Genomic DNA, 12879 nt, shown 5'->3' with positions numbered 1-12879 from the left:
GGATTCCGTTCGGTTTCACAGCGCAACCTTGATCTACAGAGTGTTACGAGCGGGAGTGCGCCACCCGGGAACTGCATGACACCCTGGCCCTGCTGATCAGCCCGCAGCAGCGGGCGGCCCTTGACCTGCTGCTGGACGAGCTGGCCCGCTACGGCCTGACCGCCCACCCGGCGCAGCTGAAGAAGCATCCCCCCTCGCGGCGCCTGGCCACGCTGCCGGCCACCGCGCAGCGGCTGGATTGCGTGACGTTCTGGTTCTCAGAGCTGTGTGACGGGCTGGTTTGCGACCGCAGAGGCTGCGCAGGAGGCAAGATCCTCGCGTAGCCGGCGCTGCTGCTCCTGCGACAACGGCGCGAAGATCTGCCGTTCGACGCCGCGTACGGCGACACTGGCCTCGCGCAGCGTCGATTGTCCGGCTCGGGTGAGCTCGGTGGGCAGTGCCCGCCCATGAGCGGCGTGAGCAGGCCGGGTGAGCAGGCCCCGCTCTTGTAGCCGGCGAAGGACGACGTTCATCGACTGGCGCGTGACGAAGGCGCGGCGGGCGAGTTCGGAGTTGGACAGCCCCGGATGCTGGCCGAGCAGTTCGAGGCATGCGTATTGGGCAACGGTGAGGCCCAGTGGACGCAGCACTTCATCCATCGCGGTGTGCAGTGACGCTTGCACCTGCTTGAGGACGTAGCCCACCGACTGGTCAAGGTCGCCAACGGCCTCTTCTTGCGTCATGTCAGTAGTATGACATAGCTTCTATGTCAGAAGCCCTGACATACAGAAGGGATAGGCTATGAGTGGCGAGGTCACGTACTTTGAGCTGCCGAGCAGGGACATCGAAGCAACCCAGCGGTTCTGGGGCTCGCTGTTCGAGTGGACCTTCTATGAGGGCAACTTCCCGGGTTACTCGATGATCCAGGGGCCCGAGCCCATGGGCGGATCGCCGCACGATGATTCGTCACGACACCCGCGCATCTTCTTTGCCGTCGACGACATCACCGCCGCTGTCGCTCGGGTGCGCGAACTCGGTGGCACGGCAGAAGATCCGGTCAATATCCCGTCTGGTGCCTACGCCCACTGCACGGATGACCAGGGCGTGGAGTTCAGCCTGTCCCAGCAGGCAGGTAACCACGATTGAATCGCACCGAGACCACCGGGTCGGGACCGAAGGGATCCGGTCACTTCCTTAGACCACTGCTTCCACTGGCGCTGGCCACCTTCGCGGTCGGCACCGACGCGTTCGTGATAGCCGGTCTCCTGCCGGCGATTGCCGCCGACCTTGAGGTAGACATGCCGGCCGCCGGCCAGCTGGTGACCGTGTTCGCGTTGACGCTGGGCCGCGTCCAAGATCGTGGTGTATGAGATTCGACCACTCTGCGATCTGAATCGCTATTTAAGCAGCAATAGCACCATTGGTCACATTGACATCAGCGGCGTCTTCTTTGGCCTTTCTTCCGGCTGCTTTGCGGCAGTCGGCGAGGATTTCCAGGCCGAGGTAGCGCCGGCCTTCGGTCCACTCGTCGTGCTGCTCGGCCAGTACCGCGCCGACCAGCCGGATGATCGCGTCTCGGTGCGGGAAGATGCCGACCACGTCGGTACGGCGGCGGATCTCCTTGTTCAGCCGCTCTTGGGGGTTGTTGGACCAGATCTGCCGCCACACCGCCTTGGGGTAGACGGCGAAGGCCAGGATGTCCTCGCGCGCCTCGTCCAGATGTTCGGCGGCCTTGGGGTACTTGTCCTCCAACGCTTGGACGACCTGGCGGTGCTGCGCGCGCACCGAGGCGGCGTCGGGCTGCTCGAAGACGGTGCGCAGCATGGTCGACACCCACGGCTGAGCCGCCTTCGGAACGCAGGTCGCCAAGTTGCGCGCGTAGTGCGCGCGACACCGCTGCCAGGAGGCGCCGGGCAGCGTGGAGCCGATCGCATCGCGCAGCCCGGCATGACAGTCGGAGATCACCAGACTGACGCCGGACAGGCCGCGGGCGACCAGACCGCGCAAGAACGCCAGCCAGCCCGCCCCATCCTCGCTGGAGACCACGTCGATGCCGAGGATCTCGCGGTGCCCGTCGGCGTTGACGCCGGTCGCGACCAGGGCGTGCACGTTGACCGTGCGCCCGCCCTCGCGCACCTTCTGCGTCAGCGCGTCGATCCACACGAACGTGTACGGCCCGGCATCCAACGGCCGGTTGCGGAACTCGCTCACCATCTGATCCAGCTCCCGGGCCATCACGCTGACCTGCGACTTGGACAGCTTGGTCACCCCGAGCTGCTCGGCCAGCCGTTCCACCCGCCGGGTCGAGACACCCAGCAGATACGAAGTCGCCACCACCGAGGCCAGCGCCCGCTCGGCCCGCCGCTGCCGCTCCAGCAGCCAGTCAGGGTAGTACGAGCCCTGCCGCAGCTTGGGGATCGCCAACTCGACGGTCCCGGCCCGGGTGTCCCACTCGCGCCGCCGATAGCCGTTACGCGAGTTGATGCGCGCCTCGGACACCTCGCCGTAGCCGGCGCCGCAGCGCTGCTCGACCTCGGCGTCCATCATCATCTGCGCCATCCGCACGACCATCTCGCGCAGCACATCGGGCGAGGCCTGCGCCAGGCTCTCGTCGAACCACTCGCCCTCAGCAGGCAGAATGTCCATAGCGGCCACTTCTCGTTCTCCTTCTTATGCCTTCGACAGCTGTGAAGGATCGCGGAGTGGCCGCCCTCATGTCACATCGATCTTCCCTCACGGGCATCAAGGTGACGAGTAGGTTCAAACCCGTACACCACTCCCGTGGACGCTAACTGACGCTGGCCGTCGCTGCGCCGGTTCTGAGTTGGCTGTTGAGCCCACTGGATCCCCTTACGGAACACACCAGCTCACTCCCTCCATCCTTCACGCCTGTCTCCCTCACGAGTCGTCCGTAAGGGAGGTGCGCGCGATCTACCTCGGTAGCATGCGTCCATTCAGAACGGTAGGGAGCTGCCGAGAAGACAGGCTGGCTGGTCAGGCAGGTGAGCGGCTGATTGGGAACGCGGACGCCAGATGTGCAGGTCACCGGTGAGGTCGGTCGGGTCGGAGTTCCTTGATGATTCGGGTGCGCAGGGAGTGCAGGGCTTGCCTGAGTTCGGCCGGTTCGATGTCTGTGATGTCGGCGTCGAAGGTGAGGAGCAGTCCTGCCAGTCCTGGCCATGACCATGCGCCGAGTGGTGAGTCGGCACGTGGTTTCGGTGACGTACCCGACTGTTGATCCGCCGGGGGGAACCGGGCGACGGTGGAGGCGGGCAGCGCGACGATGGCTGAGCCACGGCATGGCCATTCGGCGGCGGCGTCTCCGCGGTCGTGTGCGGTCATGACTAAAGGCGGCGGGATCGCCGTGCGGGATGTCACGTCGGTCGAAGGGGGTGTGCGTGGGCATGTGTGGTTTGATGCGGTCCACGCGCATCGCGCGCCATCGGTCCGCATCCGGGTCGAAGGCGACCATGTACCAGCGTGCGGCCCAGACCACGAGATCGTGCGGCTCCAGCGTGAGCGTGACGGGTTCGCCGTCACCGGTGTAGTCCACGCGAACGAGGTGCTGCCGGTTGATCGCGCTGCCAACGGCGCGGATGATCTCGGCGTCGATCGGTGGCGCGGGGAACTCCCAGTAGTTGCGGGCTGAAAGGACGGTGAACGCTTCGGCGTGCAGGCGGCTGCGCACGGGCATCGCCTGGTGCAGCGTGGCGAGAGCACGGGCCGCGTTCTCGCGGATGCCGGAGAGGACCGTCGGCACGGTCTGGAGGGCGACCGCCATGGCGACGGCAGCGGACGCGGAAACGAACCTGTCTTTGACCCGGCTCTGCTGAGAATCCGCGCCTTCGCAGTCGGCATGAGCGCTTCGGTACTCTTCTTCGGCGGCATCGGGTCGTACTTCCTCACCCTCTCGGTCTACCTCTCAGAACGGAACCGGCCGAACCGCATGGGAGACCGGCCTGGTGATCCTCTCCTACGCGCTCGGCTCGATCATCACCTCCGGCCTCGGCGTCGCTCTCGCCGCCAAGGCGGGCAGAACGCTCCTGATCGCCGGCTCGCTCACCATCGCGGCATCTCAGCTCGTCCTGTGGTACATCGTCAAGGACGGCAACGATCCCGGATACTGGCTCCTCGCTCTCGCACTCTTCATCGGTGGCCTGGGGCTTGGCCTCGCCGCACCCATTCTCGTCAACGTCGTCCTCGCAGGCGTCCCCGGACGCAACGCAGGCGCCGCGGGCGGGGTGCTCTCCACCGTCAACCAGATCGGCGGCGCCGTCGGCATCGCCGTTCTCGGTACGATCTTCTTCACCTCCGTCACCGGTTCAGCCACCGGAGCACCGGTGCTGCCCGACTACAGTCACGCGCTCAGCATTGTCCTGATCGTCTCCGCCGCGCTCTACCTGATCACGGCGCTCGTGATGCTCGCACTCCCGAAAGCCGCAGTCGAGCACGCCGAGTAGAGAACCCATGCCGCCCCACGTCACGAGCGGCTGACTGGTCGGCAAGCCCGTACGTAGAATCCCCCCTTCATGTACGTGGTAAGGGCCGATTATCACGTACATGAAGCGATCATGAATTGTGTGACTTTCACCGGTTCTTGCGATGCGTCTTCAGCGCTAATTGGCGTCGCCATAACAAGATCTTCGGCCCGGCGAGAGCCATCCATCGAACCTCCGTCTGCAGCACCGCCAGAGCTGGAGTTAAGGGTGTTCCCACCACGCAGATCCGGGACGATCACGAAGATCGTGGAGGCGGGGGTCACACAGGAAAGTGTGAGCAGGGTGCCGCCGACGACGCCTATCGAGCGTCTGAGCTTCTGGGGACTGCCGGGCTCCTGCGGCAGAGCCGTCTCGGCAGGGCGGAGCGTATCGGTCATGGGGACGAGTTCCGATCGACTCGTGCGATGGGCATGAGGGGCGAGCGCGCTATCGTCTCCGGCGGCTTCGGGGCGTCCTCGATTCGTCCACTCCCGGCGGCCGTATGGAATACCTAGGGAAACCAGTGCGTCAAGAGGGGTTCGTCCACGAGATCCATGGATCAAGGCGGGCCGCGGTGCATGGGTGGGCCGTTCCGAACCAGGCCACACGGCATAGCGGCGAAGAGCTTGGCCGCCCGCTGTACACGAAGGTGGCTGAAGCCGCTGGCGCGGGCCAAAGTCGGCGAACACCGCGACCGGCCAGGTTTCAGCGGGCGGGCGCCGCGCGTTCGGCGGTGCAGACTCGGGCCGCGGTGGGCGCCGGAGGGCCAGCCGCACAGGGCGGTGACGTGCGCCTCAGTGCTCAGGGAGGAGATCACCGTGCCCGTGACGGCCACCGACAAGCGATTCATCTTCGTAGACTCCGTCTTCGAGCGTTCTTTGGCACTATTGCACGCGATTCGATTGAATGGTTAGCTCTTTCACGCACAGGAGGTGAACGCCATGGACGACATCGACCGGGCCATCCTGCGGGAACTGCAGGTGGACGGGCGGATCCCGTACAGCGATCTGGGGCCGAAAGTCGGGCTGTCGCCCTCGGCAGCCCGCCAGCGGCTGCAGCGACTGATCGACACAAAGGTGGTACAGGTCGTCGGGGTCACCGACCCGATGGCCATGGGCGGGCAGACCATGGCCATGCTCGGTCTGCGCGTGGACGGCGATCCCCGCGCGGTGGCCGACGAACTCTCACGCCACGACGAGGTCGTTTACGCCGTCCTCGTCTCGGGCACCTTCGACCTCTTCGTGGAGGTCGTCTGCCGTCGCCCGTACGCCCTCCTGGATTTCGTCAACGTCGTCGTGCGTCCCATCGAGGGCGTCGCGGCGGTGGAGAGCTTCCCGTACTTCGGGATCCACACCCACCGCTTTCTGTGGGACGTCGATTGAGCACTCCTGCCTCACCACCACCGAGGTGACAGCGCGACCGGACAGAGCAGCTCCGGTGGTCGGCCCGACCTGTCGTCGACGCGGCGCGTCCCGTCCGCCTGTCCGGGGCCTCTCGCCTTTGTGCCGACGGCCGCCACGGCGGCCGATCACGTGCTGCCGATGCTTCACCCACCGCCCCTGCCGGTCAGCATCCACCCATCCCTCCACCGAACCGCTCCGAGGTACCCGGCATGACGCATCACCAGCCCCTCACCATCGACTTCTTCACGCATCAGGGCCTGCCTGCCCCACGGCTGACCACCGAAGAGGCCCGCCGGACCGCCGCCGAGCACTTCGGGCTCGCGGTCCGCGCCGAGGCGCTGGGCAGTCAGCAGGACGCCAACTTCCTGCTGACCCACGACGACGGATCGCCCGTGGCCGTCCTCAAAATCGCCAACCCGGCGTTCACCGCGACCGAGATCGACGCGCAGGACACCGCCGCAGACCTGATCGCCGACGCACATCCCGGTCTGCGTGTCGCGACCGTTGTGCGCGATGTCGATGGTGTCCGCAGGACTGCCACCGTCCCAACCGACAACGGTCCGGTCACCGCCCGCCTGCTGCGGTATCTGCGCGGTGGGACGCTCTCCGGCTCACGTCACCTGACGCCCCGGACGGTCGCGGCCATGGGTCGTATCGTCGGCCAGGTCAGCACGACCCTGCGGTCCTTCCGTCATCCGGGCCTGGAGCGGGTCCTGCAGTGGGATCCCCGCCACGCCGACCGCGTGGTCACGCGACTTTCGGACCACGTCGTCGAGGCGGAGCGCAGATCCGCCGTGCTGGCCGCGACCACGGAGGCCTGGGCCGTTCTCCTGGGGGTCGCCGACCGGCTACCGCGCCAGGCCGTGCATCTGGACCTGACCGACGACAATCTCGTCATCTCGCCCGAAAGCCCCGTGCCACTGCCCGACGGGATCATCGACTTCGGCGACCTGACGGACAGTTGGGCGGTGTGCGAGCTCGCCGTGACACTGTCCTCGATCCTCCACCACGACGGCATGGAACCGCACCACGTCCTGCCCGCCGTCCGCGCGTTCCACGAGATCAGGCCGCTGTCCGGGGACGAGGCGACGGCTCTGTGGCCCCTGGTGGTGCTCCGGGCGGCCACCTTGGTGGTCAGCGGACGGCACCAGGCCGCCGTCGACGGCGACAACGCCTACGTGAACGCCGCGCTCGAGCGCGAGTGGCGCATCTTCGAGCAGGCCCGCGCCGTGCCGACTGCGGTGATGACCGAACTGATCGTCGAGACATTCGGCCTGACCCGCCAACGGGCCACCGCCGCGGTGCCCGCGGTGCCCGTGCTGGCCGGACCGGACCCCGCAGGCATCGCTGTGCTGGACCTGGCCGTCGGGTCCGACACCATGGACCACGGCACCTGGCTGGAGGACGCAGCCGTGGACCGTCTCGCTGCCGGCCTGCTCACCGCCGGCGCCACCACCGTCACCACCCGCTACGGTCAGGCGCAGCTCACCGCTGCCCCCGCCCTGTCCACCACCTCGCCCGCCACCATCGCCACGGGCGTCGACCTGTGGCTCGACGGGCCCGCCGTCCTGCAGGCGCCGGGCGACGGCGAGGTGCTGGCGGCGGTGCCCGGCCGCGCGGCCGTCACCTTCGGGCCCCACGTGCTGCATCTGTCCTTCCCCGACGCCGCCCACCCGATCCCGCCCACTGGCAGACCCGTGCACGCAGGCGACCAACTGGTCGCCCTGCCCGCCGGCGCTCGCGTCCACGTCTCGCTCCGGCGGCCCGAGGCACCCACGATCCCCGCACTGGTGCGGCCCGAGTACGCCGTCGGCTGGCTCGCGCTCACCGCCGATCCCGCCCCGCTGCTCGGGCTGCCCGCTGTCGGCGGTGCCACCCCGGAGGACGACCTGCTCGCCCGGCGCGACGCGGCATTCGCCCCGGTCCAAGAGCACTACTACGAGAACCCGCCCCGCATCGAACGCGGTTGGCGCCACCACATGGTGTCCGCCGAGGGCCGCTCCTATCTGGACATGGTCAACAACGTCACCCCGCTCGGCCACGCCCATCCCCGCGTCGAGCAGGCGATCTCGCGGCAGCTGCGAAGGCTCAACACCAACTCCCGGTTCCACTACGCCGCCGTCGTGCAGTTCACCGAACGCCTCGCCGCTCTGCTGCCGGCCCCCCTGGACACCGTCTTCCTGGTCAACTCGGGCTCCGAGGCCGTCGACCTGGCGATCCGGCTCGCGATCGGCGCCACCGGACAGCACGACGTCGTCGCCCTGCGCGAGGCTTACCACGGCTGGACCTATGCGTCCGACGCCGTGTCCACCTCTCTCCAGGACAACCCCAACGCACTGGCCACCCGCCCGAGCTGGGTCCACACGGTTGACTCACCCAACTCCTACCGGGGGCGTTGGCGCGGCGAACAGGCCGACAACTACGCCCTTGAAGCCGTCCAGGTGATCGATGAGCTGGCCGCGTCCGGCCGCCCGGCGGGCGCCTTCCTCAGCGAGTCGTACTACGGCAACGCCGGCGGCGTCGCTCTGCCCGAGGGCTACCTCCCGCAGGTGTACGCGGCGGTGCGTCGGCACGGCGGTCTGGCCATCGCCGACGAGATCCAGGTCGGCTACGGCCGCCTGGGTACCTGGTTCTGGGGCTTCGAGCAGCAGCAGGCCGTCCCTGACATCGTCTGTGTCGCCAAGGCCATGGGCAACGGCCATCCACTGGGCGCCGTCATCACCACCCGGGCCGTCGCCGACCGCTACCGCGACCAGGGCTACTTCTTCTCCTCCACCGGCGGCAGCCCCGTCTCCAGCGTCGCCGGCCTCACCGTCCTGGACACCCTGCGCGACGAGGACCTGCAAGGCAACGCCGTGCGCACCGGCGCCCACCTCAAGGCAAAGCTCCAGGCCCTCGCCGAGCACCATCCCATCATCGGCGCCGTGCACGGCTCCGGCCTCTACCTCGGCCTCGAACTGGTGCGCGACCGCCACACTCTGGAGCCCGCCACCGAGGAGACGGCCGAACTCTGCGAGCGCATGCTCCACCTCGGCGTCATCGTCCAGCCCACAGGCGACCACCTCAACATCCTCAAGATCAAGCCACCGCTGTGCATCGACCCAGCCGGCGCCGACTTCTTCGCCGACACCCTCGACCGCGCCCTCACCGAACTCGGCCACCGCGGCACGGGCGGGCACACCCGCTGAACGACAACGGCGCTCCTGCTCCCAACGTCGATCGGCAGCCCGACTCAGGCCACGCCTTTGCTCCTCTGCATGGCCACCGACGCCATAGCCCTGGGCAGGCCCCGCCAGTCCAAGGCGAGCGGCAACCCACTGCCCGAGGGCACCGCCACCACCGAGGATCCCCAGAAGTTGATCTTGTTTGAAATCGCGTTTCTCGACAAGATCACCAAGGCCTCTCTTATCTCGTGATCAACTTCCCTGGAGTGTCCAAGAAACGTGTCGAGAAGTCGTGGTGTCCAACAACTTCGCGAGTGCCGTTTCTCGTACAATTGCGGGGTGGCGATCATGCCATCCGACGCCAGGGACGCCGACGCCGCGGGTGGCGAACTCGTCGTTGATGACCCGCTGGCCGCTGAGCCCGCCAGCGCCACCGGCGCCTTGATCGGTTACGCCCGTGTCTCCACCGCCGGGCAGCTCCTGGACCGGCAACTGGCCGCCTTGACCGAAGCGGGCTGCCTGCGCATCTTCGCTGACAAGAAGTCCGGCAAGAACGCCGAACGCGAAGAGCTTTGGAAAGCCCTGGACCATCTGCGCGCCGGCGACACCCTCGTGGTGCCCTCGCTGGACCGGCTCGGCCGCTCCCTACAGGACCTCATCTCCATCGTGGCCGGGCTGCGCAAGCGCGGTATCGGCTTCCGCTCGCTGCACGAGCGCTCGACACCACCACCTCGGGCGGTCGGCTCGTCTTCCACGTCTTCGCCGGGTTGGCCGAGTTCATCCGCGAGCTCATCGTCGAGGGCACCCGCGAAGGCCTGCAGGCGGCACGCGCCCGCGGCCAGCGGCTCGGCCGCCCGCCGGCGATGACACCGGAGCAGATCCGGCACGCCCGCGACCTGCTCACCCACCCGGGCAACACCGTCTCCAGCATCGCCCGCCTGCTCGGCGTCAGCCGCTCCACCATCTACAAGTACGTCCCCGAGCTAACCACCGACTCCCGGCCCGCCCTCTCGGCGAGTACCCCGGCCGCCTTGCCTGCCGCCGAGTAACCCGCCGCCGCTGTCCGGTCTCGGCCGCAGGTCTGTACGCGGCCCCGTACCGGGACGACCGTGAAAGGGTGAGCAAGCCGCGGCGGCAGCTGACCGACCTGAGCCCGACGCGGCGCGAGCAGGCGCTGGAGCGCTACCGCATCCTGCGCCCGCACCTCGAGGACGGCGTGTCCCTGGCCCGCGTCGCCGTCACCGACGGCCGGCCGTACCGGACGCTGCAGCGCTGGCTGGCCGACTACCGCCGCGACGGTCTGGCCACGCTGGCCCAGGACGGCACACGCGGCTATCGGGAGAGGTGTGAGCTGGTGCATCGCCGGGAAGCGAGCCGGCCCAACCACGGCTCCACGATGCGCCCGACCACCATGGACACCGGCCGCCCCGCCACCGCGGCCTCGTGAGCAACCGCCGCAACAAGGCAAACTTCCCAATGCCGCCGGGACCGTGCACGTACAGAACGCTGCAGCCGCCGCCGTACAACGCCGCGTGGAAAAACCGCCCGCCCCAGAAACGCCATCTCGCGAGCTGCTTGCAGGCGCCATCCCAGCAACCCGGACTTATGGGTACTTCCCGATGACGCACCCCTAACCCCAATGCCGGTTAGTTAACGCTTGAGGTGTGACGTCAAGGGTTCACGGAAAACTGGGACAGAAGAACGGAGATCCAGTAGAACGGGTGATCTTCCACAACCATCCGTAACAGACTGGATCTCCGTTGAGCCGACAGTCTGCCAGGTCTGTCCTGGCGTGCGCCATCAGCACGGTCACATCGACCACCCGGACCGCGGCGGGGGTGTTCGCGCCGGGTCATCTGGGCGAGCTGACCCAGCTCATTCCCTTTGAGATGGTCGATGAGGCGCTGGCGGAAACGGGTGCGGTCGAGCGGAGGTTGCGGGACCTGCCCTCGCGGGTGGTGGTGTATCTGCTGCTGGCGGCGGGGCTGTTCGCCGGGCTGGGATATCGGCAGGTATGGGCTCGGCTGGTGTCGGGCCTGGCCGACCCGGGCTCGCTGCCGTCGTCCTCGGCCTTGGCCCAGGCGCGACGCCGGGTCGGGGTAGCGCCGTTGAAGGCGCTGTTCGACCTGCTGGCGGGCCCGCCCGCGGGTGCGCTGCGGTGGCGGGGGCTGCTGGTTTGTGCGATAGACGGCACCACGATGTCGGTGCCCGACAGCCCGGCGAATCTGACCCGATACGGGCATCAAAGCGGTTCACATGGCGGGTCGGGCTATCCCCTCGTCCGGCTGCTGGCCGTGGTGGTCTGCGGCACTCGGACCCTGCTCGCGGTGACCTTCGGCCCGTTCAAGACCGGCGAGACCAGCTATGCGCCCGCCTTGTTCGGCTGCCTGCGGCGGGGAATGGTGCTGCTGGCCGACCGGAACTTCGCGGTCAAGGACCTCGTCACAGCGATCGCCGACACAGGAGCGGACCTGGTGATCCGCTGCAAGAACAACCGGGCCCTACCCCGGCTGGCCACCCTGACAGACGGGTCGTGGACCAGCGTGCTGGGCGGGGTGCCCATTCGCGTCATCGACGCCCACATCACCGTCACCCTGTCTGGCACCCACCGGCGGGCCATCCACTATCGGCTGATCACCACCCTGCTCGATCCGCACCGCTACCCGGCCCGGGACCTCGTCGTCCTCTACCACCAGCGCTGGGAAATCGAAACGATCTACCTCGAGCTGAAGGCGACCATTCTGGGCGGGCGGGTCCTGCGCGCCCGCACCCCGGCAGGCGTGGACCAGGAGATCTACGCCCTGCTCACCACCTACCAGGTCCTGCGGCTGGCGATGGCTGAGGCCACCGCCATCCATCCCGGCATCAGCGATGACCGGGCCAGCTTCACCATCGCCCTGCTGACCGCCCGCGATCAAGTGATCCACGCCGCCGGCATCCTCGCCGACACCACCATCGACCTGCTGGGACGTATCGGCCGCGCCCTCCTTGAAGATCCCCTGCCACAGCGCCGCGAACGCATCAGCCCACGCATCGTCAAACGCGCGATCTCCAAACACCGAGCCAAAGGACAAGTCGACCGCACCAACCACCGCGCGAGCACCACCATCGACGTCCTCACCGAACACCAGTTGACAGCAGCCCAAAGCCCTTAACTTCACGGCATTGCCCCTAACCCCTCTCCGGACACCCGGTCGATACCGCTGTTGAATGCCGGACCGAACCCTTGGGCGCGCTGGTCGGATTATCGGCTACATCTGCTCCCCGTTCTCGATGACGTAGCCCACGCCGGGGTGGGGTCGTCGTGGTGGTGGCGTGCCGCCGCTGTCTGGGCGGTACTCGAAGTGCCACCACTCGTTGTCGTACATGCGGTAGAGGTCGTAGCGGGCGCCGTGTTCCTCGAGCCAGCGCGCGCCTTCGTGGGGGCGCACGTCCAGCGCGATGCCCTTGACGTGGCTGGATTCCGCCGGTGGTAACACGAGCATGCGTGCCGAGGCCGGGGAGCCGGAGCGGCGCACCTCCTCGTCGAACATCCGTTGTTGGACAAGGGGATCGCGGTATCCCGAGGTGAGGCCGATGAGCTGGCCGTGACGCCAGAGCGCCTCGGTGCGCGCCGCGGTGAACGCCGCCATGGCGCCGTCGGTGAGCCCGGTGAGGTCCTCGGCGGGGAATCGCATCCCCAACGCCCAGCGGCAGGCCAGTTCGCGGGCGCGGCCGGGACGGCGAACGAACGCCACGGGCAGCAGGAGCACGGCGAGCACCAGCGTGACCGCAGCGTACAGCCGGTCACAGGGCCGAGGTGGGATGGTGCGTGGTTCGTTCATGACGAACTACGATTGGCACCAAATGTGCGTG

At 67.8% G+C, this 12879-nt stretch carries 14 protein-coding genes and 2 pseudogenes; 11 read left to right on the top strand and 5 right to left on the bottom strand.

Translation table 11 applies throughout. The annotated features are described in order from the left end of the window. Nucleotides 1-257: 257 nt before the first annotated feature. A complete protein-coding gene (locus EDD27_RS18285) occupies nucleotides 258-722 on the bottom strand; it encodes a MarR family winged helix-turn-helix transcriptional regulator (RefSeq protein WP_127933503.1) in 465 nt (154 codons plus the stop codon). A gap of 58 nt (nucleotides 723-780) precedes the next feature. Between EDD27_RS18285 and EDD27_RS18280 the strand changes: the two genes are divergently transcribed. After that, a complete protein-coding gene (locus tag EDD27_RS18280; protein WP_127933502.1) occupies nucleotides 781-1125 on the top strand; it encodes a VOC family protein in 345 nt (114 codons plus the stop codon). After that, nucleotides 1122-1349: a hypothetical protein gene (locus EDD27_RS58710; protein WP_421915424.1), complete on the top strand. Its 228-nt coding sequence runs from the start codon at nucleotides 1122-1124 to the stop codon at nucleotides 1347-1349. The genes EDD27_RS18280 and EDD27_RS58710 overlap by 4 nt, the downstream gene beginning before the upstream one ends. 31 nt (nucleotides 1350-1380) lie before the next feature. Here the strand turns inward: EDD27_RS58710 and EDD27_RS18270 are convergent, their stop codons facing one another. Together EDD27_RS18270 and EDD27_RS58705 are read right to left on the bottom strand one after the other, a co-directional pair. Continuing rightward, nucleotides 1381-2625: an IS256 family transposase gene (locus tag EDD27_RS18270; protein ID WP_241564048.1), complete on the bottom strand. Its 1245-nt coding sequence runs from the start codon at nucleotides 2623-2625 to the stop codon at nucleotides 1381-1383. 142 nt (nucleotides 2626-2767) lie between these two features. Further along, the gene (locus tag EDD27_RS58705; protein WP_421917297.1) at nucleotides 2768-3673 is read right to left on the bottom strand and encodes a helix-turn-helix transcriptional regulator; all 906 of its coding nucleotides are present in this window, start codon (nucleotides 3671-3673) and stop codon (nucleotides 2768-2770) included. Between the two features lie 268 nt (nucleotides 3674-3941). Here EDD27_RS58705 and EDD27_RS18260 point away from each other — a divergent pair, with 268 nt between their 5' ends. After that, nucleotides 3942-4439 (top strand): MFS transporter, encoded by a 498-nt coding sequence (locus tag EDD27_RS18260; RefSeq protein WP_206641487.1) that lies wholly within the window; start codon nucleotides 3942-3944, stop codon nucleotides 4437-4439. 92 nt (nucleotides 4440-4531) lie between these two features. Here EDD27_RS18260 and EDD27_RS55550 read toward each other — a convergent pair whose 3' ends face one another. After that, the gene (locus EDD27_RS55550) at nucleotides 4532-4855 is read right to left on the bottom strand and encodes a hypothetical protein (RefSeq protein ID WP_206641486.1); all 324 of its coding nucleotides are present in this window, start codon (nucleotides 4853-4855) and stop codon (nucleotides 4532-4534) included. A 543-nt stretch (nucleotides 4856-5398) separates the two neighbouring features. Between EDD27_RS55550 and EDD27_RS18250 the strand changes: the two genes are divergently transcribed. The 8 genes and pseudogenes from EDD27_RS18250 (at nucleotide 5399) to EDD27_RS18230 (ending at nucleotide 12179) form a co-directional block, all read left to right on the top strand. Then, nucleotides 5399-5839: an Lrp/AsnC family transcriptional regulator gene (locus tag EDD27_RS18250; protein WP_127933500.1), complete on the top strand. Its 441-nt coding sequence runs from the start codon at nucleotides 5399-5401 to the stop codon at nucleotides 5837-5839. 230 nt (nucleotides 5840-6069) lie between these two features. Continuing rightward, on the top strand, nucleotides 6070-9048 hold the full coding sequence (locus EDD27_RS18245; protein ID WP_127933499.1) for an aminotransferase: 2979 nt from the start codon (nucleotides 6070-6072) through the stop codon (nucleotides 9046-9048). Between the two features lie 69 nt (nucleotides 9049-9117). After that, nucleotides 9118-9276 carry a hypothetical protein gene (locus EDD27_RS54325; RefSeq protein ID WP_164903677.1) on the top strand — a complete coding sequence of 53 codons (159 nt, stop codon included), beginning with the start codon at nucleotides 9118-9120 and terminating at the stop codon, nucleotides 9274-9276. A gap of 96 nt (nucleotides 9277-9372) precedes the next feature. Continuing rightward, nucleotides 9373-9687: pseudogene (locus EDD27_RS59210) on the top strand (recombinase family protein); the annotation flags it as partial. Continuing rightward, nucleotides 9597-9812 (top strand): annotated as a pseudogene (locus tag EDD27_RS59205) (hypothetical protein); the annotation flags it as partial. The pseudogenes EDD27_RS59210 and EDD27_RS59205, both read left to right, overlap by 91 nt. Nucleotides 9813-9887: 75 nt before the next feature. After that, on the top strand, nucleotides 9888-10073 hold the full coding sequence (locus tag EDD27_RS59200) for a helix-turn-helix domain-containing protein (RefSeq protein WP_479680943.1): 186 nt from the start codon (nucleotides 9888-9890) through the stop codon (nucleotides 10071-10073). A gap of 68 nt (nucleotides 10074-10141) precedes the next feature. After that, nucleotides 10142-10471, top strand: a complete 330-nt coding sequence (locus EDD27_RS18235) for a helix-turn-helix domain-containing protein (protein WP_164903676.1) — start codon at nucleotides 10142-10144, stop codon at nucleotides 10469-10471. Nucleotides 10472-10784: 313 nt separating this feature from the next. Next, the gene (locus EDD27_RS18230) at nucleotides 10785-12179 is read left to right on the top strand and encodes an IS4 family transposase (RefSeq protein WP_206641400.1); all 1395 of its coding nucleotides are present in this window, start codon (nucleotides 10785-10787) and stop codon (nucleotides 12177-12179) included. Nucleotides 12180-12275: 96 nt separating this feature from the next. On the opposite strand, the gene vanY-N is transcribed toward EDD27_RS18230, so the two are convergent. Further along, entirely contained in the window at nucleotides 12276-12848 is a 573-nt protein-coding gene (gene vanY-N, locus EDD27_RS18225; RefSeq protein ID WP_127933498.1) for a D,D-peptidase/D,D-carboxypeptidase VanY-N, read from the bottom strand. Between the last annotated feature and the right edge of the window lie 31 nt (nucleotides 12849-12879).

Origin of the sequence: Nonomuraea polychroma, from assembly GCF_004011505.1 — a bacterium.
GTDB lineage: Bacteria > Actinomycetota > Actinomycetes > Streptosporangiales > Streptosporangiaceae > Nonomuraea > Nonomuraea polychroma.
This window is presented reverse-complemented; position numbering and strand designations above follow the sequence as displayed.

What these genes read in the sequence shown, in the direction of transcription:
- vanY-N (WP_127933498.1), bottom strand. Translation starts at nt 12,848, where the DNA reads ATGAACGAACCACGCACCATCCCACCTCGGCCCTGTGACCGGCTGTAC.
- EDD27_RS55550 (WP_206641486.1), bottom strand. Translation starts at nt 4,855, where the DNA reads ATGACCGATACGCTCCGCCCTGCCGAGACGGCTCTGCCGCAGGAGCCC.
- EDD27_RS18285 (WP_127933503.1), bottom strand. Translation starts at nt 722, where the DNA reads ATGACGCAAGAAGAGGCCGTTGGCGACCTTGACCAGTCGGTGGGCTAC.
- EDD27_RS54325 (WP_164903677.1), top strand. Translation starts at nt 9,118, where the DNA reads ATGGCCACCGACGCCATAGCCCTGGGCAGGCCCCGCCAGTCCAAGGCG.
- EDD27_RS18270 (WP_241564048.1), bottom strand. Translation starts at nt 2,625, where the DNA reads ATGGACATTCTGCCTGCTGAGGGCGAGTGGTTCGACGAGAGCCTGGCG.
- EDD27_RS18250 (WP_127933500.1), top strand. Translation starts at nt 5,399, where the DNA reads ATGGACGACATCGACCGGGCCATCCTGCGGGAACTGCAGGTGGACGGG.
- EDD27_RS18245 (WP_127933499.1), top strand. Translation starts at nt 6,070, where the DNA reads ATGACGCATCACCAGCCCCTCACCATCGACTTCTTCACGCATCAGGGC.
- EDD27_RS59200 (WP_479680943.1), top strand. Translation starts at nt 9,888, where the DNA reads ATGACACCGGAGCAGATCCGGCACGCCCGCGACCTGCTCACCCACCCG.
- EDD27_RS58705 (WP_421917297.1), bottom strand. Translation starts at nt 3,673, where the DNA reads ATGCCCGTGCGCAGCCGCCTGCACGCCGAAGCGTTCACCGTCCTTTCA.
- EDD27_RS18280 (WP_127933502.1), top strand. Translation starts at nt 781, where the DNA reads ATGAGTGGCGAGGTCACGTACTTTGAGCTGCCGAGCAGGGACATCGAA.